The organism is Amycolatopsis sp. NPDC041971 (assembly GCF_055588925.1).
Map to the genome: position 1 here is coordinate 402,092 of NZ_JBVJCE010000001.1, position 20,240 is coordinate 422,331.

At 66.3% G+C, this 20,240-nt stretch carries 25 protein-coding genes and 1 tRNA gene; 8 read left to right on the forward strand and 18 right to left on the reverse strand.

What is annotated here, in order from left to right:
- Position 1 precedes the first annotated feature (1 nt).
- Positions 2 to 985: a cation diffusion facilitator family transporter gene (locus ACZ6DT_RS02005; RefSeq protein WP_465587241.1), complete on the forward strand. Its 984-nt coding sequence runs from the start codon at positions 2 to 4 to the stop codon at positions 983 to 985.
- Here the strand turns inward: ACZ6DT_RS02005 and ACZ6DT_RS02010 are convergent.
- The 3 genes from ACZ6DT_RS02010 to ACZ6DT_RS02020 all read right to left on the reverse strand — a co-directional run bounded on the left by ACZ6DT_RS02010 (position 979) and on the right by ACZ6DT_RS02020 (position 3,733).
- Entirely contained in the window at positions 979 to 1,671 is a 693-nt protein-coding gene (locus ACZ6DT_RS02010) for a CAP domain-containing protein (protein ID WP_465588777.1), read from the reverse strand. The two genes, ACZ6DT_RS02005 and ACZ6DT_RS02010, sit on opposite strands and share 7 nt — an antisense overlap.
- Before the next feature lie 261 nt (positions 1,672 to 1,932).
- Complete coding sequence (dcd, locus tag ACZ6DT_RS02015) at positions 1,933 to 2,514, reverse strand: dCTP deaminase (RefSeq protein WP_125679521.1); 582 nt, start codon at positions 2,512 to 2,514, stop codon at positions 1,933 to 1,935.
- Between the two features lie 13 nt (positions 2,515 to 2,527).
- Complete coding sequence (locus tag ACZ6DT_RS02020; protein ID WP_465587244.1) at positions 2,528 to 3,733, reverse strand: oxygenase MpaB family protein; 1,206 nt, start codon at positions 3,731 to 3,733, stop codon at positions 2,528 to 2,530.
- Positions 3,734 to 3,845: 112 nt separating this feature from the next.
- Between ACZ6DT_RS02020 and ACZ6DT_RS02025 the strand changes: the two genes are divergently transcribed.
- Positions 3,846 to 3,916: transfer RNA gene (locus ACZ6DT_RS02025), tRNA-Gly, on the forward strand.
- 94 nt (positions 3,917 to 4,010) lie between these two features.
- Here ACZ6DT_RS02025 and ACZ6DT_RS02030 read toward each other — a convergent pair.
- The 8 genes from ACZ6DT_RS02030 to ACZ6DT_RS02065 form a co-directional block, all read right to left on the reverse strand.
- On the reverse strand, positions 4,011 to 5,189 hold the full coding sequence (locus tag ACZ6DT_RS02030) for a tyrosine-type recombinase/integrase (protein ID WP_465587247.1): 1,179 nt from the start codon (positions 5,187 to 5,189) through the stop codon (positions 4,011 to 4,013).
- Position 5,190: 1 nt separating this feature from the next.
- Positions 5,191 to 5,409: a helix-turn-helix domain-containing protein gene (locus tag ACZ6DT_RS02035; RefSeq protein ID WP_465587250.1), complete on the reverse strand. Its 219-nt coding sequence runs from the start codon at positions 5,407 to 5,409 to the stop codon at positions 5,191 to 5,193.
- Positions 5,410 to 5,426: 17 nt separating this feature from the next.
- Positions 5,427 to 7,046, reverse strand: a complete 1,620-nt coding sequence (locus ACZ6DT_RS02040; protein ID WP_465587252.1) for a replication initiator — start codon at positions 7,044 to 7,046, stop codon at positions 5,427 to 5,429.
- Positions 7,046 to 7,432 (reverse strand): hypothetical protein, encoded by a 387-nt coding sequence (locus ACZ6DT_RS02045; protein ID WP_465587255.1) that lies wholly within the window; start codon positions 7,430 to 7,432, stop codon positions 7,046 to 7,048. The genes ACZ6DT_RS02040 and ACZ6DT_RS02045 overlap by 1 nt, the downstream gene beginning before the upstream one ends.
- Positions 7,429 to 9,006 carry an FtsK/SpoIIIE domain-containing protein gene (locus tag ACZ6DT_RS02050; RefSeq protein WP_465587258.1) on the reverse strand — a complete coding sequence of 526 codons (1,578 nt, stop codon included), beginning with the start codon at positions 9,004 to 9,006 and terminating at the stop codon, positions 7,429 to 7,431. The genes ACZ6DT_RS02045 and ACZ6DT_RS02050 overlap by 4 nt, the downstream gene beginning before the upstream one ends.
- 308 nt (positions 9,007 to 9,314) lie before the next feature.
- Positions 9,315 to 9,569 (reverse strand): AMED_5909 family protein, encoded by a 255-nt coding sequence (locus ACZ6DT_RS02055; RefSeq protein WP_465587261.1) that lies wholly within the window; start codon positions 9,567 to 9,569, stop codon positions 9,315 to 9,317.
- On the reverse strand, positions 9,547 to 9,795 hold the full coding sequence (locus ACZ6DT_RS02060; RefSeq protein WP_465587264.1) for a hypothetical protein: 249 nt from the start codon (positions 9,793 to 9,795) through the stop codon (positions 9,547 to 9,549). The genes ACZ6DT_RS02055 and ACZ6DT_RS02060 overlap by 23 nt, the downstream gene beginning before the upstream one ends.
- A 303-nt stretch (positions 9,796 to 10,098) precedes the next feature.
- Positions 10,099 to 10,560, reverse strand: coding sequence for a hypothetical protein (locus ACZ6DT_RS02065; protein ID WP_465587267.1), 462 nt, complete (start codon positions 10,558 to 10,560; stop codon positions 10,099 to 10,101).
- 168 nt (positions 10,561 to 10,728) lie between these two features.
- Between ACZ6DT_RS02065 and ACZ6DT_RS02070 the strand changes: the two genes are divergently transcribed.
- Positions 10,729 to 11,496, forward strand: a complete 768-nt coding sequence (locus tag ACZ6DT_RS02070) for a GntR family transcriptional regulator (RefSeq protein WP_465587270.1) — start codon at positions 10,729 to 10,731, stop codon at positions 11,494 to 11,496.
- A gap of 13 nt (positions 11,497 to 11,509) precedes the next feature.
- A complete protein-coding gene (locus tag ACZ6DT_RS02075; RefSeq protein ID WP_465587273.1) occupies positions 11,510 to 12,172 on the forward strand; it encodes a YdcF family protein in 663 nt (220 codons plus the stop codon).
- 179 nt (positions 12,173 to 12,351) lie between these two features.
- Here the strand turns inward: ACZ6DT_RS02075 and ACZ6DT_RS02080 are convergent, their stop codons facing one another.
- Positions 12,352 to 13,068, reverse strand: coding sequence for an endonuclease VII domain-containing protein (locus tag ACZ6DT_RS02080; RefSeq protein WP_465587276.1), 717 nt, complete (start codon positions 13,066 to 13,068; stop codon positions 12,352 to 12,354).
- Positions 13,069 to 13,982: 914 nt separating this feature from the next.
- Here ACZ6DT_RS02080 and ACZ6DT_RS02085 point away from each other — a divergent pair.
- Together ACZ6DT_RS02085 and ACZ6DT_RS02090 are read left to right on the forward strand one after the other, a co-directional pair.
- Positions 13,983 to 14,507 carry a hypothetical protein gene (locus tag ACZ6DT_RS02085; RefSeq protein ID WP_465587279.1) on the forward strand — a complete coding sequence of 175 codons (525 nt, stop codon included), beginning with the start codon at positions 13,983 to 13,985 and terminating at the stop codon, positions 14,505 to 14,507.
- A 14-nt stretch (positions 14,508 to 14,521) separates the two neighbouring features.
- Entirely contained in the window at positions 14,522 to 15,016 is a 495-nt protein-coding gene (locus ACZ6DT_RS02090) for a GNAT family N-acetyltransferase (protein WP_465587281.1), read from the forward strand.
- 3 nt (positions 15,017 to 15,019) lie between these two features.
- Here the strand turns inward: ACZ6DT_RS02090 and ACZ6DT_RS02095 are convergent, their stop codons facing one another.
- Both ACZ6DT_RS02095 and ACZ6DT_RS02100 read right to left on the reverse strand, forming a co-directional pair.
- Positions 15,020 to 15,673 carry a hypothetical protein gene (locus ACZ6DT_RS02095; protein WP_465587284.1) on the reverse strand — a complete coding sequence of 218 codons (654 nt, stop codon included), beginning with the start codon at positions 15,671 to 15,673 and terminating at the stop codon, positions 15,020 to 15,022.
- 85 nt (positions 15,674 to 15,758) lie between these two features.
- Positions 15,759 to 16,160 carry a DUF4279 domain-containing protein gene (locus ACZ6DT_RS02100; protein ID WP_465587287.1) on the reverse strand — a complete coding sequence of 134 codons (402 nt, stop codon included), beginning with the start codon at positions 16,158 to 16,160 and terminating at the stop codon, positions 15,759 to 15,761.
- A 36-nt stretch (positions 16,161 to 16,196) separates the two neighbouring features.
- Here ACZ6DT_RS02100 and ACZ6DT_RS02105 point away from each other — a divergent pair, with 36 nt between their 5' ends.
- Positions 16,197 to 16,424: a hypothetical protein gene (locus ACZ6DT_RS02105; protein ID WP_465587290.1), complete on the forward strand. Its 228-nt coding sequence runs from the start codon at positions 16,197 to 16,199 to the stop codon at positions 16,422 to 16,424.
- 35 nt (positions 16,425 to 16,459) lie between these two features.
- The gene (locus tag ACZ6DT_RS02110; RefSeq protein WP_465587293.1) at positions 16,460 to 16,987 is read left to right on the forward strand and encodes a GNAT family N-acetyltransferase; all 528 of its coding nucleotides are present in this window, start codon (positions 16,460 to 16,462) and stop codon (positions 16,985 to 16,987) included.
- Here the strand turns inward: ACZ6DT_RS02110 and ACZ6DT_RS02115 are convergent.
- The 4 genes from ACZ6DT_RS02115 to ACZ6DT_RS02130 form a co-directional block, all read right to left on the reverse strand.
- A complete protein-coding gene (locus ACZ6DT_RS02115; RefSeq protein ID WP_465587296.1) occupies positions 16,984 to 17,322 on the reverse strand; it encodes an MmcQ/YjbR family DNA-binding protein in 339 nt (112 codons plus the stop codon). The two genes, ACZ6DT_RS02110 and ACZ6DT_RS02115, sit on opposite strands and share 4 nt — an antisense overlap.
- A 113-nt stretch (positions 17,323 to 17,435) precedes the next feature.
- Positions 17,436 to 19,121, reverse strand: a complete 1,686-nt coding sequence (locus ACZ6DT_RS02120) for a bifunctional metallophosphatase/5'-nucleotidase (protein WP_465587299.1) — start codon at positions 19,119 to 19,121, stop codon at positions 17,436 to 17,438.
- Between the two features lie 106 nt (positions 19,122 to 19,227).
- Positions 19,228 to 19,644 carry an alpha/beta fold hydrolase gene (locus ACZ6DT_RS02125; RefSeq protein ID WP_465587301.1) on the reverse strand — a complete coding sequence of 139 codons (417 nt, stop codon included), beginning with the start codon at positions 19,642 to 19,644 and terminating at the stop codon, positions 19,228 to 19,230.
- Positions 19,645 to 19,646: 2 nt separating this feature from the next.
- Complete coding sequence (locus ACZ6DT_RS02130) at positions 19,647 to 20,141, reverse strand: GNAT family N-acetyltransferase (RefSeq protein ID WP_465587303.1); 495 nt, start codon at positions 20,139 to 20,141, stop codon at positions 19,647 to 19,649.
- Positions 20,142 to 20,240 lie beyond the last annotated feature (99 nt).

Sequence of the window (20,240 nt, forward strand, 5' to 3'; positions counted from 1 at the left end):
GGTGACTGAAGAATCCGGTGACGAAAGCACCCTGACCGTGGTGCTGGCGGGTGGGGTCAACCTCGCCATCGCCGTACTGAAACTGATCGCCGGGATCATCACCGGCTCCGGCGCGATGTTGTCGGAGGCCGTGCACTCGGTGGCCGACACGATCACCGAAGTCCTCTTGCTGACCGCGCTGAAACGTTCAGGCCGCCCAGCCGACCGCGTCCACCCCTTCGGCTACGGCAAGGAACGCTACTTCTGGTCGCTGCTCGCGGCGGTGTCGATCTTCGCCTCCGGCGCGATGTTCGCGCTCTACGAGGGCTTCTCGACGGTGTTCGGCGAAGCGACCGAGCAGACCGATCCGATCGTCGGCTACGTCGTCCTCGCGATCGCGTTCGTCCTCGAGTCCGTCTCGTGGTTCCAGGCCGTGCGACAGGTGTGGCGCGACGCCGCGAAGTCGGGGCAGAAGGTCTCGGTCTATCTGCGGATGATCGACGACCCGGCCCCGAAGACCGTCTTGTTCGAGGACTCGGCCGCGTTGATCGGCCTGCTGCTCGCGTTCGCCGGGATCGGATTGCACCAGCTCACCGGATCGCATGTCTGGGACGGCGCGGCGTCGATCGCGATCGGGGTGCTGCTGGCGCTCGTCGCGTACGTACTCGGGCGCACCAACCGCGGTCTGCTGATCGGCAGGCAGGCCGATCCGAGGCTGGTGCGCGCGGTGCGCGACCACTTGGTGGGCACGCCCGAGATCGAGGCCGTCGTCGACCTGCAGACCATGTTGATGGGCACCGATCAGGTGCTCGTGTGCGCCCGCGTCGACTTCGACGACGCACTCGCCGCCGCGGAGGTCGAACGAGCCTGTGTCCGGATGGCGACCGAACTGACCCGGACTTTCGGCGACATCACCGAGGTGTTCATCGAACCGGTCCCGCGCACGGACGCCGAACTGCGCGCGGCCGTGCTTGCCCGCTACGGCGACTGGGGCAAGAGTCAGTAGCCGAAGTTCTGCGTCCAGTACATGCCCTTGGTGCTGACGCCGACGCCGATCTTCTTCAGCTTGCAGTTGAGGATGTTCGCGCGGTGGCCCTCGGACTTCATCCAGGCGTTCATCACCTTGGCGGCGTTCGACTGGCCCTTGGCGATGTTCTCGGCGCCGGGCTTGTCGTAGCCGGCGGCACGGATGCGCTGGTCGAACGTGACGCCTTCCGGCGTGGTGTGCGAAAAGTAGTTCCGCGCGGACATGTCGTCGCTGTGGCCCTGCGCGGCGGCGGCGAGACGCGAGTCGTTGCTCACCGGCGAGCAGCCCGCGTCGGCACGCTCGGCGTTGACGAGGTCGACGACCTGGGCGGCGAGCGAGCCGTCCTGCGAGCGGGGCGGCTCCGGAGGCTTGCCGGGCGCGGGCTTCGGCACCTCGGAAGTCGGGGCGGGCGGCTCGGCCGGAGCCGAGGACGAACTCGACGGCACGGAGGAAGACGTGGGGGCGGCCGAAGACGACGTCGGGGCAGGCGCGCCGGGCGCGGGGCCGCCCGGAGCCTGGGCGGACGTCTGGCCGAAGTGGGCGGGAGGCTTCGCCAGAGCGTCGCCGGGACCGCCCTTGGTGTCGGGAACGCTCAAAGACAGATTACTCAGCGCCGTGCCCTGAAACCGGTCGGTCACCATCAGGTAGCTCGCACTGGCGATCACCCCGCCCAGCAAGACGCTGAGCGTTACCAGCAGTAACCGGCTTCGTGTTCTATTGGGGGGCACGGGGCCGAAAACTATCACGAACCGGTTACGGCAATACCCCCGAAAGTAGTAAAACCGGTCAACGGTCGCCCTCAGTGATCATTCGAGCGGGCGGCACGCGCGACGTGTCCTCCCCGTCGGACGGGTGATCCGGGACTTCTTCTTCACAAAAGAGGATCCGTGTTGCAGCCCCGGATCGAGTGGGAAGCCCCTGTCGCGCTAGCGCCAGGTGTCCACCCGGTGGAAGTTCTTGTACGCGCGGCTCGGGGTAGGCCCCCGCTGCCCCTGGTAGCGCGAACCGGCCTCGTTCGAGCCGTACGGGAACTCCGCCGCGCTGGAGAGGCGGAAGATGCAGAGCTGGCCGATCTTCATGCCCGGCCACAGCGTGATCGGCAGGTTCGCGACGTTCGACAGCTCCAGCGTGATGTGACCGGAGAAGCCGGGGTCGATGAAGCCCGCGGTGGAGTGCGTCAGCAGGCCCAGGCGGCCGAGGGAGGACTTGCCCTCCAGGCGGCCGGCGAGGTCGTCGGCGAGCGTGACGGTTTCGTACGTCGAACCCAGCACGAACTCGCCGGGATGGAGGACGAAGGGGTCTTCGCCCTCTTTCTCGACCAGCGAGGTCAGCTCGTCCTGCTGGAGCTGCGGGTCGATGTGCGTGTACTTGCTGTTGTCGAACACGCGGAAGTAGCGGTCGAGTCGCACGTCGATGCTCGACGGCTGGACCATCGTCGGGTCGAACGGGTCGACACCGAGACGGCCGGCGTCGAGCTCTTTACGGAGGTCACGGTCGCTGAGGAGCACGCGGTCAGCGTAGTCAAGCGGCCTTCATGTGCCTGCCGTAGGTGGGGTCGAGCCCGAACACCTTGGTGACCTGCCGAAGGTAATGGCGACGGCCGGCGGCCCCGAGCAACTCCTGGAGCGCCGTCGCGCCGGGCACCACCCGCCGGACCGTCTCGGCGGCGAAGTTGACGCCCGCCACCGCGACCACGGCCGCCTGTGCGATCGGATCGTCGGGCAGCTCCAGGAAGTCGGCGTTGGTCTTGCCGAGAAGGAGCCTGCTGATCGACCCGTGCGCCGCGACCGACACATGCGAGAGGACCTTGCCCACCGCGCCCCGGCCCTCGCCGATCGCGGCGTGGGACTTCATGAGCGCCGCGGCGAGCCGTTTGGAATCGTCGTCGGGGATGAACTCGGTGGTGGCGAGCAGCCACAGCAGCCGCCAGGCGTCGTCCTCGCCGGCGGGCAGGAGCTCCTCGTCGACGCCCATCAGCCAACCGACGTAACGCCAAAGGTGCAGGATGTCGGCGCGCTCGCGAGCGCTGTAGCGGAGCCCGAGCAGTTGCGTGCCGAACACGTAGACGAGGGAGAAGAGCAGGAGCGTGCCCGCGGTCTGGACCTGATTGACCGGCCTGTCCCAAGCGGCGTAATCCCAGTCCTTGCGGCGGTTCATCGCGGCACGGACATGCGCGTGCACGATCCGCACCCGCAGCGCGGCCTCGTACCCGCGCCCTCCGGGCACCAGCGCACCCGGCGTCGTCACGTGGATCCACCAGGTCGCCGTCTCGACGAGACGCCGCGCCGCCTTGTACTCGATCTCGCCCGTGCCGACGAGCGACTTCGTGGCGCGCGACGCGAGATAACCGCCCATCAGCGAAACGTCGCCGAGCGGAAAGAGACCGAGCAACCCGGCGCGCGTGACCGCCCGCGCTCCGCGCTCCAACCGGTCCTGGTCGACCCAGTACGGCGTCGCCTCGACGTTGCGAAAGAAGGCTTCGAGCTCCTCCGGCGGACTCTCGACGCTCTCGATGCCTTGCCGCAGCGCCTGTTCGAACTGCCCTTGGGCGCCTTTTCGCAGCAACGGCACCAGCACGTCGGCCGCCGGATCCTCCCGTTGCGCGAACCTCCGCAGCCGGGCCACCTGGCGCTCGTCACCTCTGATGTCGCCCTCGATGAACAACCTCGACGCGACCCGGAACCCGCCTTGGCGGAACAGCTCGGGGTCGGGCAGCCTCTCGTCCATCCGGCTCACCTCCGACGTAGACAACAAGTGTTGTCACTTGAAGGCGGCGACGTCAAGGCGGGGCGGGGTCTTGGCAAGGGGAGATCCGGGCCATGTATGCTGGCCGAGCACTGCGGATGTAGTTCAATGGTAGAACATCAGCTTCCCAAGCTGAATACGCGGGTTCGATTCCCGTCATCCGCTCAGCTGCGAAAGCCCCAGGTCAGTGGATGTCCACTTAGGACCTGGGGCTTTCGCTTTGGTAGATCATTCTCCGATCTGGGCCATTAACGGGCCATTAGCCGACCGGGACCGGTTGGCCGCTCAGACCGTCGTCATCGTCATCCGCGCTGCCCGTCCGGTGCTGGTCGACGAGCTTCGACAGCCGATCAGCGATCCGTTCGTCAGCGTCGCTGGTCGCCCGCTGGTAGATCAGCGCCGCCCGCATGTCGTCGTGCCCCATCCGCGCCATGAGGTCCTTGGTCGACGTGCCCGCCTTCGACGCCCAGATGTTCCCGGCGTGCCGCAGGTCGTGGAAGTGCAGGCCCTTGAGACCCATCTTCGCCGCGACCTCCGTCCACTTCGTCCGCTGACTGAAGTTCGGCCGACGCACCGGGTTACCGGCACGCTCACCGGTGAACAACAGCGCGTCGCCCTCCGGCTTCACGAAGGCGTCCAAGTGCTTCACGACGTCACGTCGAATCGCCGCCGGAACGATCAGCGTGCGCACCCCTGCCCTCGACTTCGGCGGACCGACGATCAGCCCACGCCCAGGGACCTCGACAAGCGCCCGCGAGATCCGGACCCAGCTCCCATCTTCCGCGACGTCACACCGCCGCAGCGCCGACACCTCACCCCACCGGAGTGACGCGAACGCGGCCAGCAGCACGAGCGCCCGGAAGCGCTCCGGCATCCGCCCAGCCAGATCGAACACCTGCGGAACGGTCAGGATCGGCCGCTCCGCAGGATTCTCCTTGTCGGCACCCCGCACCCGGCAGGGGTTCCGCTGCAAGATCTTGTCTTCGTCTACCGCCGTAGTCAGGATCGCCCGAAGCAGCCTGTATGCCTTGGCAGTGACCGACTCCGACACTCCGGCCGCCAGGCGATCCGCACGCCATTGCCGAATGATCGCCGTCGACAACTTGCCCAGTTCGACACCGCCGAGATCCACTTCGATGTGCTTCCGCAGAAGCCACCGGTACAACTCGACCGTGCGCGGACGCAAGCCGGGCCGCTGCGTGATCCACTGGTCCGCATAGTGCCCGAGCGTGACTTTCGCCCGCTCAGGGTCGACCCACTCGCCTTTCATGATCTGCGTTTCGGTCATCGACAACCACTGTTCGGCCGTGCGCTTACTCGTGAACATGTTGGGAGCGTTACGAATCTGGCCATCCGGCCCCGGATAACGCGCCTGCCATTTCCCCGATTCGCGCTGCCGAACATTGCCGAAGCCCCGGTGCCCTCGTTTGTTCGCCATGTCAGGCCGCCCTTCCGAGGTCCCGAATCACCGAAGCCCGCGTGATCGGCTCGATCCGACCGGCCTGGATGAACTCCTCAAGGTCGGCGACGGCGAATCGCACATGTACGCCAACCTTGTGGAACGCCACGCGCCGCTCCGCGATCAACCGGCGGACGAACCGGACGCGCGTGTTCAGATACGCCGCTGCTTCTTCGACTGTCAGGTAGTTCTTTCCCACGTTCACCTCCCCAGTTCCTAAGCCGCCAACGGAGTTGCCGAAAGATCCGGCGGACTCTGCGCGGCGAGTAGTGCCCTGTCGTACTCGGCCTTCCACGTGATCCGCTCCGAAATCGCGTGCATCACCAGGTGGTCCCGAGGTGGCACGTTCGCGTCGCTTGAATCGACCTTGCGCCAGACCAGGCGGGCAGGATCAGGTGCCGGTTTCTCGATCCCAACCGCCGCCAGCGCCTCCAGGACGAACGCCTTCCGGTCAGCCTTGTGGTCGACGAGCGTCTTCCCCGACCACTTGCGCGACACCAGTACCCGCCGACCCGGCAGGCCGAGCGTGGTCCGCCGATGAGCCCGTCCTTTGCAGTGCCCTGGTGTGGTCTTTCCGTTGGCACCCTTGGGGTTGATCCCGTAGAGCAGCCACACCGCGCACCGAGGCGAACACGGGGTCACCGACAGCTCCGCGTGCAACCGGTCGTGATGGTCCTTCTGCCGTCCGGTGTCGGCTTCCACGACTTCACCTGTCGACTTGGTGAGGTACTTCGTGAGATAGCCGATGTGCCGCCCGGCCTCTTCGGAGCCGCCGAGGATGCCCTTGGAGTGCACCTGACGGCCGAAGGTGACCACGTGGGCCGGGTCTTCCACGGCTTCGACCGCGTCGTCCCACTCGGTCAGTGGTTCGCGGGTATACGGGTCGACGAACACCCGGCGGTCGCCGTCCCACAGCGGCATCCGATCGACGTAGACGACCTGGTCATGCGCAGGCCACCACACCTGGTGATAGGTCGCTTCGGTGACCTGCCGGATGACGTTATGCGGCACCGATCCCCGAATCGCCGCATGGAGATGTGGAGCCGCCCGCCGTTGGGGTTCGACGGTGGCGAAGTACTGCGCGTCCCAGCCCACGACCCGCCGGAGGTTCTGCCACCACCGGTCCACCAGCGCCGAGAAGTGCACCGCGTCCCGAGCCGCCCGCCGATAGTCATACGTCGACGGGTTCACCGGCGAACCATCCGACCGCACCGGGCCGTAGGTGTCGCAGGTAAGCGTGATGAACATCGAGGGCCGGAACTTGCCCGCGTACTCGCGGCCGAGGGTGGTCCTGGCGACTTTCCGCCGAGGCAGGTTCGGTGCGTCCTGCCGCCGCTTCGTCGAGCGCTTCACCGCCCGCTTCGTCGGAAGGTCAATCGACGGAAGACGACCGCGCATCCCCAGTTGCCGAAGTTCTTCGTCGACTCCCTGGATCTCCTCCCGCAGCTCCTCCGCTTCCGCCTGGTCGCTCTCTTCCCGGTACGCCGCCACAAGATCGGCCCGGAACGCCAACAGCTCCGTCTGCGTCTCGGACGGCGGCTCCGAGGTGAAGTCCGGTTCGGTGTCGATGTGCCAGCCCTCGCGGCACTGAACCTGTCGAAGGGCCTTCGCTTTCCGCGCACAGGGCAGGCAGACCGATTCCACGGTCGAGCCGCACGGGACAGGGACGTAGCGAAGTTCGCCGGTGTCGGTGTCGCCGACCTCCATCGTGAACGGCCGGACACACACGCCGTGCTTTTCCGCCGTCGCTTTGACCACGTCGGAGGCGAGGGGTTCCCGCATCCGAACAGCCCGCGAGGTGGCCGGCGGGGTCACCGCGGCTTCGTTCGTGCTCATCAGGCGGCCACCTCCCCAGACGTGCTCCACTGCCGCAGCACGAACAACGACATCTCCTGCCGCATCCCCGCAGGCAGGTCCGGAAACGCTGCTTCGTCGAACTGGACACCGCCGTAGACCACGATCGGGATGCCGCAGGGAGTCCGGCCCTGGACTTCCAGGTGGACGCTCCCGCCGTGGGGCACCCGCCAGATCGAGGCGGTCTCGTTCTCCAGGGAATCCGCCCAGACGACTAGGCTCCGCGCCACGTCCGTCAGGCGGTCGGTATCGAGCTGGACAGACACCGGATTCGGGCCGATCGCGACTCGCACAGACGCGACCGGCGAAAAGGCGTAGGAGTCGAGGTGATCTCGGATTGCATCGAGGAACACCAAAACGCGGTTCACGCCGCCACCTCCTCTCCACCTCGATGGACAGGAAGGTCGATCACGTGGGCACTGCCGTTGGTGACGTAGTTCTCCAGTGCTTTGACCATCTCGTCAGGAACCCAGCCAGCCCGGACCCGCAACGGTTCTCGGATGCCTTCACCCCAGATGTAGCCGACGCCAGCGGCCGACTCCTCGATGCGATTCGCCCAGGCACCCCGTTCGTAGGCGCCATCACCGAGGACCATCCCGACGTGCGTCTTCGAAGTGACGCGCAGACAGACCCGACGCGGGAACAGCTCCCGAACCGGAACCGTGTCCTTCGTCGGCTCCTGCACATACCCGTGCACCGTGTAGCCCAGCGCCCGGCCCTGCGTGGTCAGGATGGCGACGCGTTCGACGATGGCTTCGCGGGTCTTGCGATCGGTGTACTTGGTGAGTGCGCCGATCTCGTCGAACTCCAGAACCTCCAACGGGTGCTCGGTGGAAATCGGGACGTTGCGGGTGTGCCCGGCGAACTCACGCTTGCGGGACTCAAGACCGTCGAGCAGGTCATCCAGGACCTCAATCGCTTCCTTCCCCGCGACCCCGTAGCGGGCAAAGATCCCACGCCCGTAGGCGAGTTCCATCCCCTTCGGGTCGATCCCGGACACCCGCACCGTCCCGGCCCGGATCGCCGAGGCGGCCGACACCAGCGGGCACCACATCACGGAGTTCTTTCCCGCCCCGGTGGCACCAGCGACGAGCATGTGCGCGCCCGGACCCGTCAGCGGCAGCTGCCAATTCTGCCCGTACTCGGTGCGCCCGGCGAACACCCGCCGCAGATCCACGGTGTTGACGGCCACCAGGTCGGGCAGCTCCGCGCACTCCACCGGTGCCTTGAGGAGGTCACGACGCTGGAAGTCCAGCGAGACGACATTGGGTTCCAACTCCCGAACCTGACAACGCGTGACCTTGCGAGCAACGGCTAGTGCACGGGCAGCGTCGTCGAAGTCCTCCGGCTTCTGCCCAGCCACCAGCCGGACCCGGACCTCATCCCACGACAGCCCCGACTTCACAGCCAGCACCCTTGGTACCTGCACCGCAGCACCGCCGCCCGCAGTGCGAGAGACCGCCTTCCGACGACGGCCGACGAGGTTGACCGTTACTTCCACCGGCACGGTGCCGTCTGAGATGGACAGGCCGCAGGCGTGCAGCCAACCCGGAAGTTTCCGGGCGTAGGTGAACCACCGCAGCCACCACCCCCGCAGGAACCGGCCACAGCACCGGTCGAACGACACCAGGTCGAGCAACCGCCAAGCCACCAGGACCACCGCGACCGAACCCACGGTAACGGCCAGCGAGAGCCAGCCAAGCCACTGCCACCAGGCCGCCAGAGCGAGGACGCCGAGGCTGGTCCGCCAGTGAGTGAAGACTTGCTTTCCCAGCCACACCAACAACTTCACGGCCGACCACAAGGCGATGAAGACCACCGCAGCAGCGGCGAGGATTTCCGCGATCGTGGCCAAGGCGCGGCCGAGCTTGTGCAGCAGCCACACCACCACGCCGAGCACACCGCTGCCGACGAGAAGGAAACCGATACCGTTCGCATTCATCGGTGACCACCGCCGGTCAGATCCAGCGGCAGCATTCCCCGGCAAGGAGCGCATTCCGTCTCGCCGGGCAGCAGCTTCGCGAACCGCTTACAGACCGTGCAGCGCGTTCGGGTGACCCCGTCTAGCGCACGCTTGTTGCCATCGTTTAGCGTTGTCATTGTTCACTTCCAGAGGTTGTGGACAGCGCAGGAGCGGCAAGGTTGGTAGCCGGATTCCGCTTCTGCGCCTTACAGGACAAGAAAGCGTTTGAGGACGTGTTTGTACGCCGCACGTCCCCACGTGCGTTTTTTCGCTCTGTCATTCAGTTTCTAACTGGCTTGCGACTTCTCCTTTTGGATCTGCGCGGCCACCTCCTCGGCCTTCCGCTCCTCATAGCCCACCCAGTACTTGAGTTCATGGTGGTGCGCGCGGTCCACATCGGACACGGCCTGATACATGCGCGCGTTCTCCCTGTGGAACTTCAACCACGTCGACCGGTTCGACCCAGGCTTCGGCCGACGAGCCGAGGCGACCAGGTGCGCGTCCTTGAGGGTCTGTGGCTCATTCCGGCCCGGAGTCGTCATTGCGCACCACCGCGTGCTTGCCGAGAAACACGGCCAGTTCGTCCGCGCTGTCGCGGATTTGGCGAAGGAGCCGGATGAACTCCGGCCACTCGGCCGGATCGGATGGCGGCAGGATCGCCAGGCTGTCCGGGTCCAGGTAGATCACCAAGGCCGGGTTCGCCGAACCATGGCCCTGCATCCCCGCGACCGCCTGCCTGCCCGGCTTCCACATCGCGTTGAACGCCACGGCCGTGCCCTTCCTCGCTGTAAGCGCGGATCTCCCACGACCGTGCGTTCTCCTCGAACCCCTCAGCCGCCGCCGTCACCGCCGCCAGCACCCACCACGGCAACTGGCCCTGAGTCGCCAGATCCCGCCACGCCGACGCCACCGCGAAGGAAGCGACGGCCATGTCATGCGCCGCCAGGGCATCTCCAGCTTGTGCGGTTCGCTGCGTCATCGCGCTGTAGTGGCGATACGCCGCCTCCCAGGTCTGGACCAGGTGCAGTGGAACCACGGCCACGCCCTGACTGCCAGGCACCCGGCCCGTCATCACGCCGCCTTGGGCGTTGACTCGGCAGCGTTGGAAGCACGGCCCGACTTCGACGCACCACCCGATGCAGCGACCTTGAAGCCTGTCGCGCGGAACACGTAGGACTGGTACTTGAACTCGCCCTGACCAGCCACCTTCGGCTCAGCCGTCAGACCCTCCAGCTCGATCGGCCGCATACCCGGCAAGACCTCGGACGTCGTCGGCACCGGCTGCACATCTGCCAGGAACGTGACGTCGTAAGACGCACGCTTGGAGTTGGTCTCGCTCGGATCGGTGACCGTGGCCTTCCACCGACGCTTGCCCGTCACCTCGTCGATCCGCTGACGAACAGGTCGCCCCGAAGACCGGTCCTCACGCGACTGGTACTCGTTGTCCGGCGCGACCTCCCCGACCATCACCAGCCCCAGTGGGAACGCGGCATCAAAGTCGATCTCGAAACGGTGTCCCTTGGCGATCGCCATGTCGTCTGTCTCCTGTCGTCTCTGGAGCCCTACCGGGCTTGCACCTTTTAGAGGTAGTTCTATTAAGCGCTTCGCCGCGCCGGTTGTCAATAGGACTATCTCTATCGGGCTCCGTAGACCATGATGAGGTGATACCGCTAGCGTTATCGACCGACGAAGGAGGACCAGGTGGGCACTGGCTACCGAGAGCTGGCCGCGATCCTGCGAGACGCGATCCAGCGGGGCGACTACGCCCCGGACACCACGCTGCCCAAACAGGACGAGCTTGCCGACGAGTACGACGTCAACGTCAACACCGTCCGCAAGGCCGTTGGAGTCCTCGAAGCCGAAGGGCTGGTCACGCCGATCAGGAGACGCGGAACCGTCGTTCGAGCCCGGCCACCCATGAAGCGCTTAGGCAAGGACCGGTACGCGAAGAGCAAGTGGAAGTACGGCGACACCGTCGCCTTTGTCGCAGACCGCGAAGCCTCCGGCCGAGACTGGAAGCCGACCGACCAGACACAGACCGTCGCCAAGATCGAAGCTGACCGAGAAGTCGCTGACGCCCTCGGTGTCATGGTCGGATCACCGGTCTACGAGCGGGCACGACTGGTCAAGGACGCCGGGCAGCCCACCCATATGCTGACGAGTTACTACCGGCCCGCCGACGTCGAAGGCACCCCCATCGTCGACCCGACCCCCGGCCCCGCCGGACGAGGTGGCGGTTTCCTGGTCCTCACCCTGCAAGGTCTTGAGCCGGACACCATGACCGAAACCTTCTACGCCAGGATGCCGACGCCCGACGAGGCCGAGCAGCTCGAACTCCCCGCAGGCGAACCCGTCATGGTGCTACAACGGCGCACCTACACCGGTGACGGCCGCGTGGTCGAGTTCGCACGTGGCGTGCACGCCGCAAGCCGGTTCTCCTGGACCTACACTTTCAAGATCCCCGACTGACCCGGAGACCCAGATGCCCGAGCGCTCGACTGTCCTGCCGGACGATCTCCGCGCCGACGTCCAGACGCTCTGGGACTACCACGACATGCACCACGAACTCCGGCCCGCCGACGTCGGCATCGGACTCGGCAGCCACGATCTCGGCGTCGCCACCTTCACCGCGGAACTGTTCCACGCCGGAATGTTCCCGCTCATCGTCTTCACTGGAGCGAACGCGCCGACGACCGTCGAACAGTTCCCGCGAGGCGAGGCGGTGCACTACCGCGAACATGCGCTTGAGCTGGGCGTCCCCGATGACGCCATACTGGTCGAGCCCGAGGCGCGGAACACCGGTGACAACATCACGCTCACTCGCGCATTGCTGGATTCTCGCGGCATCGAGGTCGGATCGGTCGTCCTCATCTCTCGGCCGTACCAGCAGCGACGCGCGTACGCGACCTGCAAGAAGCTCTGGCCCGAGGTCGACGTCATCTGCGCTTCGCGGCCACTACCGCTCGACGAGTACATCGAGAGCATCGGCGACGTGGACCGCGTCATCAACATGCTCGTCGGCGACACGCAGCGCATCACCGTCTACGCTGAACACGGCTTCGCCACCCACCAAGAAATTCCACACAACGTCACGGACGCCTACACCCGCTTGACCGAATCAGGCTTCATAAAACGCCTCATCTAATGGACTACTCCTCACTCTGATTTAGCCTCGCGTCCAGTAAAGATCTTTGGTGACCGCGGTGAGTTGGCGGATAATTGACGTTCCCACTTGGAGCCCTAAGTGGCAACGTTGCTAGAAACCGCCGGGCGCGGTGCCCGCTGGCAACTAACCATAGAGCAGGCGAGACGTCACGACCACACTTAGGCACCTGCGGTAGATTTCTTCAAGTAGTCTATCGCCGATCTTAGTCGCTCTGGTGAATCTTTGAAATTTCCTAAACCAAGATTGCACGAGCCACAGAGTAGGCCTCGCACTCCAGCAGAATTGTGCGAATGATCGATAACCAGGCTTTCACCGGAGTCGCAAATCGCACATCTTCCATTCTGGTTCAAAAAGTAGCCGCGATAATCGTCAACCGTAATACCGTAGCTTCGGGCCCGCGAGGCGAGATTCGCACATGCCTCGGAGCAGTACCTTCTCGCATGGCGATTGAGTGCCTCTATTGCGCGATCGCAAACAACGCACGTATGCTCAACGAAAACCCTGCCAGTCCGATCTTTTGTTGCACACAAAGAAGAGCAGAACGTTCGCTGCCGAGGAACAGGGCCTTTGCATACTCGACATTCCCTTGTCGCTGGAATCCTTCTTTTCTCATACGTGCCACCTCTTCGCATTCGAGTGTAATGCATTTCGCATTCCTCTGCAGAACTGGAGCGCGCCGGACGTCGACATCCCGCAACGTCGCACCGCTTGCGGTTCGCCATCTCCGCCTTCTTTCGAGCGACAGGCGCGGCCTTACGGCAGGACGGAGTACAGTATTTGCGATCACTTCCGCGTGAGACCGGATACTCGAACTCGATTTGACAATGTTCGCAGGTTCGATTCCGAAGCACTAGCTCCACAGTCTCTCCGATCATCGACCTTCCCAAGCGCCGCCGATCGGCGCCGGAATGAGCCGACGCGAGCCTAGCGACACACACCGACAAATCTGGTGCGCCCACGAGAGTGCTGTGGCTAGCCGGGGAGGCGTACGCGGCACTTCTTCATCCCGGTCAAGGTCGGCAACCAGTGAGTCGACCGTGCCTCTACTGCCGAACTTGGCTCTATGGGATCAAGGCGCCGCCGTTGGCGGCGCGCGGGTCACCATCCGTTCGGCGGGCTACGCCCAAGAGGCGACGCCGGCCTACCGCTCCGCTCTCGGCAGGCGCCGCCGGGCGAGCCCGCCGCAGGGCAGCACCCGCAGCGCGCCGCCAACGACGACGGAGACCCCAGGAGCAACACCGCGAAATCATCCCGACCCACCTGGCCGACGTGCAGTGGTCACCAGGCGATCCCTCGCTGCTCAGCGTCTAACACCGGCCCGCCCGCATCAAGGCGGGAAAGCGTGCCTTGACACGACCGACCCGGCGCTAGAAGCAGCAGGGGCGAGGGAAGCGGAGCGAACAGGCACAAAGACGCAGGTCAAGGCAGGGCACGATGGGCCATTAACGGGCCATTCAGAGGGGTCAACCAAGGTCAATCAGGGCCACCCCGAGCAAGCGCCGTCCGCAGGTCAGGGCCACTTTCCAGCATGATCACCCTGGTTCCCAAGCTGAATACGCGGGTTCGATTCCCGTCATCCGCTCAGCTGCGAAAGCCCCAGGTCAGTGGATGTCCACTGTGGACCTGGGGCTTTCGCTTTGTCTGCTCATCGGCTCTCGCGTGCCATTAACGTGCCATTAGCCGACCGGGACCGGTTAGCCACTCAGGCCGTCATACCGTCATCCTGCCTCAGGGCACGCGCCGATCGGTTCGGGACTCCTCCCCTGACCATGCCGTTACCTTCTCGCGGGTGGTAAGAAAAACGCACGACAGTACGGCGGTCGTCTTGCTGACCGTTCTGGCTGGGTCGCTGATCCTCCCGCTAGTGCTGGTCGGCGTGGTCTTCCTCCTCATCGGCTTGAACACGGGCAGCGGGCCGGGGCCGTACACCGTCGTTTTCGCCAAGGCGGGCGAGGAATGCGGGGCGACCGGGCAGTATCTCGACGCGTCCACCGGCGAGCCGCTGAGGTGCATGGGGCCTGGACTGTTCCGGACGTCCGCGGTCGAGTTTCCCGGTTTCTCCTCCGAGCAGAACGGCGAAGTTCGCCGCTGGCTGACCACCTTGGCGGAGGACGGCGATCTGAGCGTCTTCGATCACCGTTCGGTCCAGGCCAAGATCGACGGGATCGCGGCCGGATTGCCGCCGGGAACGCGGGTCGAGCGCGAATCCGGCTCGACGGAGGTTGGGATCGGCGTGGCCTTGACCGGTGCCGGATTGCTGTTGGGTTCCGGCTTCGCCTGGCGATGGCACCAGAACCGCCGGGCCGGTTTTTGACTACGGTGCCGGACATGGAGATCCGGGAGTTCACCGAAGACGACTGGGTACAGGTCTGGCCGATCGTGCGCGAAGTCGTGCGGGCGGCGGACACGTACACCTACGACCCGAACCTCACCGAAGAAGCCGCGCGCGGGACCTGGGTGCAGACACCGCCGGGCCGGACTGTGGTCGCGGTCGAGGACGGTCGCGTGCTCGGCACGGCCAAGGCGGGCCCGAATCACGGCGGGCCGGGGTCACACGTCGCGACGGCCAGTTTCATGGTGGACAAGGACTTGCGCGGCAAGGGGGTCGGCAGCGCATTGTGCGCGCATGTCCTGGAATGGGCCAAGGAACAGGGTTTCGCGGGCATGCAGTTCAACGCGGTCGCCGAATCCAACGTCGCCGGGATCCGGGTCTACGAGCGGCTCGGGTTCAAGATCGTCGGCACGGTGCCGGGCGCGTTCGAGCACCCGACACTGGGGCGCGTCGGGCTGCACGTCATGTACTGCGACTTCGGCCGAGGCTGAGGCTCAGCCTTCGACGAGTTCCCAAGGGGCGTCGGCGCTCGGCCGGTCGTAGACCTGGCCGGGTGCGGCGCTCAGCACCAGAGCGACGTCCGGGTACAGGGTGACGGCGTGCTCCATTTCGAGGGCTTCGACCTCGAAGTCCTCGTTCTCCGGCACCGCGAAGCCGACGAGCAGCCAGCTGCCGTCGGCCTCACGCACGACCTGACGCACGGCGCGGGCCGGGGCGGCGGGGTCGGCGGAGATCTCGGCGAGTTCGGTGCTCACCTGGACTTCTTCCAGCGGCGAGCCCGGATGCGTCCAGGCGGCGAGGCGGGCGGCGCGCACCAGAAGGTCTTCCTCATCGTCATCCGAGTCGGCGACGGAGCTCAGCAGCCACGTGCGCCGTTCCGGGTCCCAGTCGGCGGCCATGCCGGTGGGGAGGCCGGCGAGCGCGACGATTTCGGGGATGAGGTCGACCGCTTCCCGCAGGGCCAGCGCGCCGAACGCGTCGCGGTTGAGGTCCATGTCCTCGGAGAACTCGTTGCCGTCGCTGATGAACCAGTCCCCGTCGTCGTCCAGTACGACGAACGCGAGGTTCGACGGATCGTCCACCAGCGACCGGGAGACGATCACCGGCGATTCGGGATCCTGACGCAGCGGCCAGTTCTCGCTCGACATGCTGGGCTCCCAACGGGGTTGTCCGGCTGTGGGGCCCCATCCCACCATCTCCGGCGATCCCGCCGCGCACCGGACCGGCCGAAGGTCATTCGCTGAGGTCGTACTCGTCGACGTCGAGCGCCGCGGCGGCTTCGGTGAGGAACGCGAGCACGGCAGGCGAGAGGTGCCAGCCGAATTCCTCGCCGCCGTCGCGGTGGTGGAAGTAGCGCACCACTCGCAGCACCGCGCTCGCTCCTTCGTCCACCAGCTTCCGGATCCCCGGGCGGACCGGGGCGAGCCTGCCGATCACGCTCTCTATCTGGTCGTCGACCGGTTCCGAACCGCGATGCGTCACCTTCCAGGCGTGCATTCGCGGCAACCGGTGTTCGGCGGACCGCGAACCCAGTACCAGCACCTCGTCGGGCGCCATGCCGAGCCGCGCGGTGATCTCCCCGGCGGACACGGTTTCGCTCTTCAAGACGAAGTAGCAGTACTGGTGGACCTTCATACGCCCGGCACCCTAGCTTTCGGGCAAGCTGACCAGGTGAAACGTGATCAATCGCTTATCGAACGTCCGGCGCGGGAGCGGAACGTGAAGGTGCGCGACGCCGGCACCGATCCGCGCGTCAGCCTCGCGCTGGAAGACGGCGATGCCCCGCTGGCGGCGAAGTACGACGGCTGGGCGGGTGGCGAGGAGATCGAGCCGTTCGGCGCCAGGGCGCTGCTGGAAGTCCCCGATAAGCGGTGGCTGCTCGCCGGTATCGCCCAATAGTCTGGAAAGTCCGTATACCGATCTTGGGATGGACGATGCTGACCGGTGAACTGATCCGTTTGCGGCCTTTAGAACCCGAGGACGCGGACACGCTGTGGCGCTGGCACAACGACCCGGAGGTCACCCGCTGGCTGCCCGCGGACCATCCGGAGTCCCTCGCCCAGATCCGCGAGCGTTTCGCCCGCCGGAAGCCCAACAGCTTCAGCCAGGTGGAGTTCGCGATCGAGAGCCTCGCCGTCGGCACGTTGATCGGCACCTGCACGTTGCGCGACGCCACGCCGGAAGGGGGCCGCGCCGAACTCGACATCTACCTCGGCGAGAAGGACCACTGGGGCGGCGGCTACGGCACCGACGCCATGCGCACGCTCTGCCGCTACGGGTTCGACATGATGCGGCTGCACCTGATCGCGCTGTGGGTCGTGGTCGACAACGAGGCCGCGATCCACGTCTACAAGAAGCTCGGGTTCCAGGTGGACGGCAGGCATCGGCAGTCGTTCCGCGGCCAGAACGGCGAGTGGCACGACGAGTACCTGATGAGCCTGCTCGAAGGGGAACTCCGCTAGTCGTCCAGACCTTTCGTGAGCCTGGCGGGTGCCTTCATCCGCCAGGCTTCTTCGACGAGCTCACGCAGCTGCGCCGTCTCGACCTTCTCCAGGTCGACGAGGATCGCGCCGTAGCCGTCGTAATGCGGCGTGGTGAAGTACGCGGGGTCGCCGGAGGCCAGCAGGGCTTCCTTCTCTGCGTGCTCGCACAGCAGCATCAGCCCGCCCTCGGCCTCGGTGCGCAGGCGCGCGAAGCTCTTGCCACCCACCTTGAGCGACGGCGTGCGGTACGAAGTGGACTCCTCGACCTCCGGCAGCCTGCCCGCCAGCTCCACGACTTCTTCCCAGGTCGTCATGGCGGCCATTGTGCCCTGGGTCACTGACAAAACCACCCCCGTAGACGCCATGAACGGACCGTTCCTTGCGAAATTTGCAAGTAACGGACCGTTCATGGCACTCGCGGGAGCGACTACGGCAGGACGGTGATCCGGTCCGCGGCAGGCGGTGCGATACCCGGGTGCGCCCCGAAGTACGCGATCAGCGCGTCCAGGTCCACCGGACCACCCGACAGATCGGTCCCCTTGGTGAACTCGGTGAAGCCGTCCCCGCCGGCGGCGAGGAAGTTGTTCACCGAGACGCGGTACGACGCCGCCGGGTCGATCGGCGTGCCGTCGAGCGTCAGGTTCGAGATACGCGCGCCTTGGGCGGCCGACGCCGAGTACGAGTACTTCAGCGACTTCGAGATCTGCAGGATCCGCACGACACCGTTGGCCTGCCACTGCTGTTCGAGCGCGTTCTTCAGGTCCGTCCCGGTGAGCGTGATCGTCTGCATGATGTTCGCGAACGGCTGGACGGCGAACGCCTCGCCGTAGGTCACGACACCGTCGCCCTCGCCGGCGGGCGAGGACGCGTAGGTGAAGTCCGTGCGGATGCCGCCGGGGTTCGTCATGGCGATCTGCGCGCCGTTCGACCGCGTGGCCTCGAGCTGGGCGTCGGCGATGACGTCGCCCAGCGGGGACTCACCGGAGGCCGCGCCCTTGGCGACCAGGTCGGCGGTGATGGTGCCGACGGCCTTGTTCGCGATCGGCGCGGCCTTGGTCTTGGCCTCGTCGATCAGGTCCTGCACGGCGCGGTCCGGCGTGACGTCACGGGTGACGATCTGGTTGTGCGCCTTGGTCTCGCCACGCACGACGTCGCGGGTCCGGCGGTCGATCTTCAGGTCGACGACCGAAAGCAGGCGGCCGAACGACGCGCCCTGGATCACCGGACGCGGCTTGCCCGCGGGGTCGGCGAGCACACAGTTGTACTGCTGGTGGCTGTGCCCGGTGAAGATGGCGTCCACTTTGGACGTCACTTGCCGCGCGATCGCGGTCGCGGCGCCCGGCTTGACCTTGCATTCGTCCGGGCCGGCGGTTTCGGAGTTGTCGCCCTGGTGCAGCAGCACGACCTGCGCCTTGACGCCGAAGAGGTCGAGCAGCTTCGCGGTGCGGTCGATCGCCTCGACCTCTTCGCCGAACTTCAGGCCCTTGATCGCCTCCGGGGTGACGACCTGCGGCAGATCCTTCAGTGTCGCGCCGATGACGCCGATCGGGACGCCGCCGGAGAACTCGACGCTGAACGGCAGCAACGCCGGGACACCGTTCTCGTAGTGCACATTGGCCCCGAGGAAGGGGAAGTTCGCGCCCTTGAAGGACTTCCGGAACTGGCAGCCGTCGGTTTCGTGGCAGCCGCCGTGCTGCATCCGGCGGAGTTCCTTGAGCCCTTCGTCGAATTCGTGGTTTCCCACCACGGAAGCCCGCACCCCGAGCTGGTTCAGCAGTTCGACGGTCGGCTCATCGTGGAACAACGCCGAGATCACCGGCGACGCTCCGATGCTGTCACCGGCCGAAAGGACGACCGAGTTGGGCGCTTCGCCGCGGAGTTTCTTCAGATGCGTCGCGAGGTAGGCGGCACCGCCCGCGTTGACGGTCGCGCCGCCGGGCAGCGTGACCCGAGCGCTCGAACCAGACGGCGGTTCGAGGTTGCCGTGCAGATCGTTGAACGTGATGATCCGGACGTCGGTGGTCGCCGACGCGGCGGACGCGGGCGCGGCGACGGCGGCCAGCGCGGTCAGCGCGGCACCGGTGACGACGGCCAGCCGGGTAGAGAGCTTCATTCTTCCTCCGATTCGCGCCCGAACGTCCCCATCGGGCGCACGGCGGAGGAGTCTGCCTGGCGAGTTTGACGATAACCAGAGGAAAAAGCCGGACGATAGGCAAACGTCACATGGCGCGTGAACCGTTCAGAAGTACTCGCGCCACCAGCTCGGGCTCGTCGTTCATCGGCACGTGCCCGCAGCCGCGCAGGACCAGTAGCTCGGCCTTCGGCGCGACGCGGCGCAGCTCGGCGGCCTTCGGGCGGGCGAGGACGCGATCGCGTTCCGCCCACGCGATGGTCACCGGGACGTCCTGGACGACGCCGTCGAACCGGAAGCCGCCGCGGGCCTGCTCCAGCGTCGGCCGGAAGCCGGGGCCGCCGGCGAGCGCGCGGATGTCCTCCAGCACGACCTGCGTGGTGAGCCGGTCCGGACGGCCGACGATCAGCCCGGTCAGCATCGACCGGCCCGCCGGTGTCGCGGCGAGGCGCCGCGCGGTGCGTTCGGGGACGCGCTCGGCGAGGAGACGATGGGTGCGCAGCATGCTCAGCGCGTACCGCTGCTGCCGGCGGTAACAGGTAAGTAAAGACGCTCACGCCGCCGGGTGACGTCGTTCGGCATCGGCTCCAGTTCACCCGTCGCGATGAATCCCAGCCGCAAATAGAGCCGCCGCGCCCGGTCGTTGTCCTCCGCGACGTGCAGCCACACCTCACGCGCGCCGTCGGCCTCGGCGACCGCCCGAACCTCACCCATCAGCTTCGTGCCCAGCCCGCGGCCGCGCGCCTCGGGCGCGACCCACATCGAATAGAGGATCCAGCCGTCGTCACGCGCACGCCCGGCGACGAGGCCCACCGGACGGTCTTCGTCGAAGGCCGCGAACCAGACGTCGCCCACCAGCTTCGCGAGCCATTCTTCGTCGGACTGCGCCCGCTCGGCCGCGGCGACCGAGCCGTAGTTCTCGGGGGTGTCCATCAAGGCACGCAGGCGGATCCCACGGAAGACGTCGAGGTCCGCGGGCGTGAGCCGTCGAACGAGCAGCATCCGGGCAGAATCCCACGTCGGCGGGCGGATCGCGGAACGAATTCCACCGATCGGCCAAGATCGGGGCCTGCCACTCGGCCGATCCCGTCCCTGCTGCCG

Excerpts from the sequence above, each read along its gene's own strand:
- ACZ6DT_RS02020 (WP_465587244.1), bottom strand. The coding sequence starts at position 3,733 with ATGGACGAGAGGCTGCCCGACCCCGAGCTGTTCCGCCAAGGCGGGTTC.
- ACZ6DT_RS02030 (WP_465587247.1), bottom strand. The coding sequence starts at position 5,189 with ATGGCGAACAAACGAGGGCACCGGGGCTTCGGCAATGTTCGGCAGCGC.
- ACZ6DT_RS02040 (WP_465587252.1), bottom strand. The coding sequence starts at position 7,046 with ATGAGCACGAACGAAGCCGCGGTGACCCCGCCGGCCACCTCGCGGGCT.
- ACZ6DT_RS02050 (WP_465587258.1), bottom strand. The coding sequence starts at position 9,006 with ATGAATGCGAACGGTATCGGTTTCCTTCTCGTCGGCAGCGGTGTGCTC.
- ACZ6DT_RS02055 (WP_465587261.1), bottom strand. The coding sequence starts at position 9,569 with ATGACGACTCCGGGCCGGAATGAGCCACAGACCCTCAAGGACGCGCAC.
- ACZ6DT_RS02065 (WP_465587267.1), bottom strand. The coding sequence starts at position 10,560 with ATGGCGATCGCCAAGGGACACCGTTTCGAGATCGACTTTGATGCCGCG.
- ACZ6DT_RS02075 (WP_465587273.1), top strand. The coding sequence starts at position 11,510 with ATGCCCGAGCGCTCGACTGTCCTGCCGGACGATCTCCGCGCCGACGTC.
- ACZ6DT_RS02080 (WP_465587276.1), bottom strand. The coding sequence starts at position 13,068 with ATGATCGGAGAGACTGTGGAGCTAGTGCTTCGGAATCGAACCTGCGAA.
- ACZ6DT_RS02090 (WP_465587281.1), top strand. The coding sequence starts at position 14,522 with ATGGAGATCCGGGAGTTCACCGAAGACGACTGGGTACAGGTCTGGCCG.
- ACZ6DT_RS02095 (WP_465587284.1), bottom strand. The coding sequence starts at position 15,673 with ATGTCGAGCGAGAACTGGCCGCTGCGTCAGGATCCCGAATCGCCGGTG.
- ACZ6DT_RS02100 (WP_465587287.1), bottom strand. The coding sequence starts at position 16,160 with ATGAAGGTCCACCAGTACTGCTACTTCGTCTTGAAGAGCGAAACCGTG.
- ACZ6DT_RS02110 (WP_465587293.1), top strand. The coding sequence starts at position 16,460 with ATGCTGACCGGTGAACTGATCCGTTTGCGGCCTTTAGAACCCGAGGAC.
- ACZ6DT_RS02115 (WP_465587296.1), bottom strand. The coding sequence starts at position 17,322 with ATGACGACCTGGGAAGAAGTCGTGGAGCTGGCGGGCAGGCTGCCGGAG.
- ACZ6DT_RS02120 (WP_465587299.1), bottom strand. The coding sequence starts at position 19,121 with ATGAAGCTCTCTACCCGGCTGGCCGTCGTCACCGGTGCCGCGCTGACC.
- ACZ6DT_RS02125 (WP_465587301.1), bottom strand. The coding sequence starts at position 19,644 with ATGCTGCGCACCCATCGTCTCCTCGCCGAGCGCGTCCCCGAACGCACC.
- ACZ6DT_RS02130 (WP_465587303.1), bottom strand. The coding sequence starts at position 20,141 with ATGCTGCTCGTTCGACGGCTCACGCCCGCGGACCTCGACGTCTTCCGT.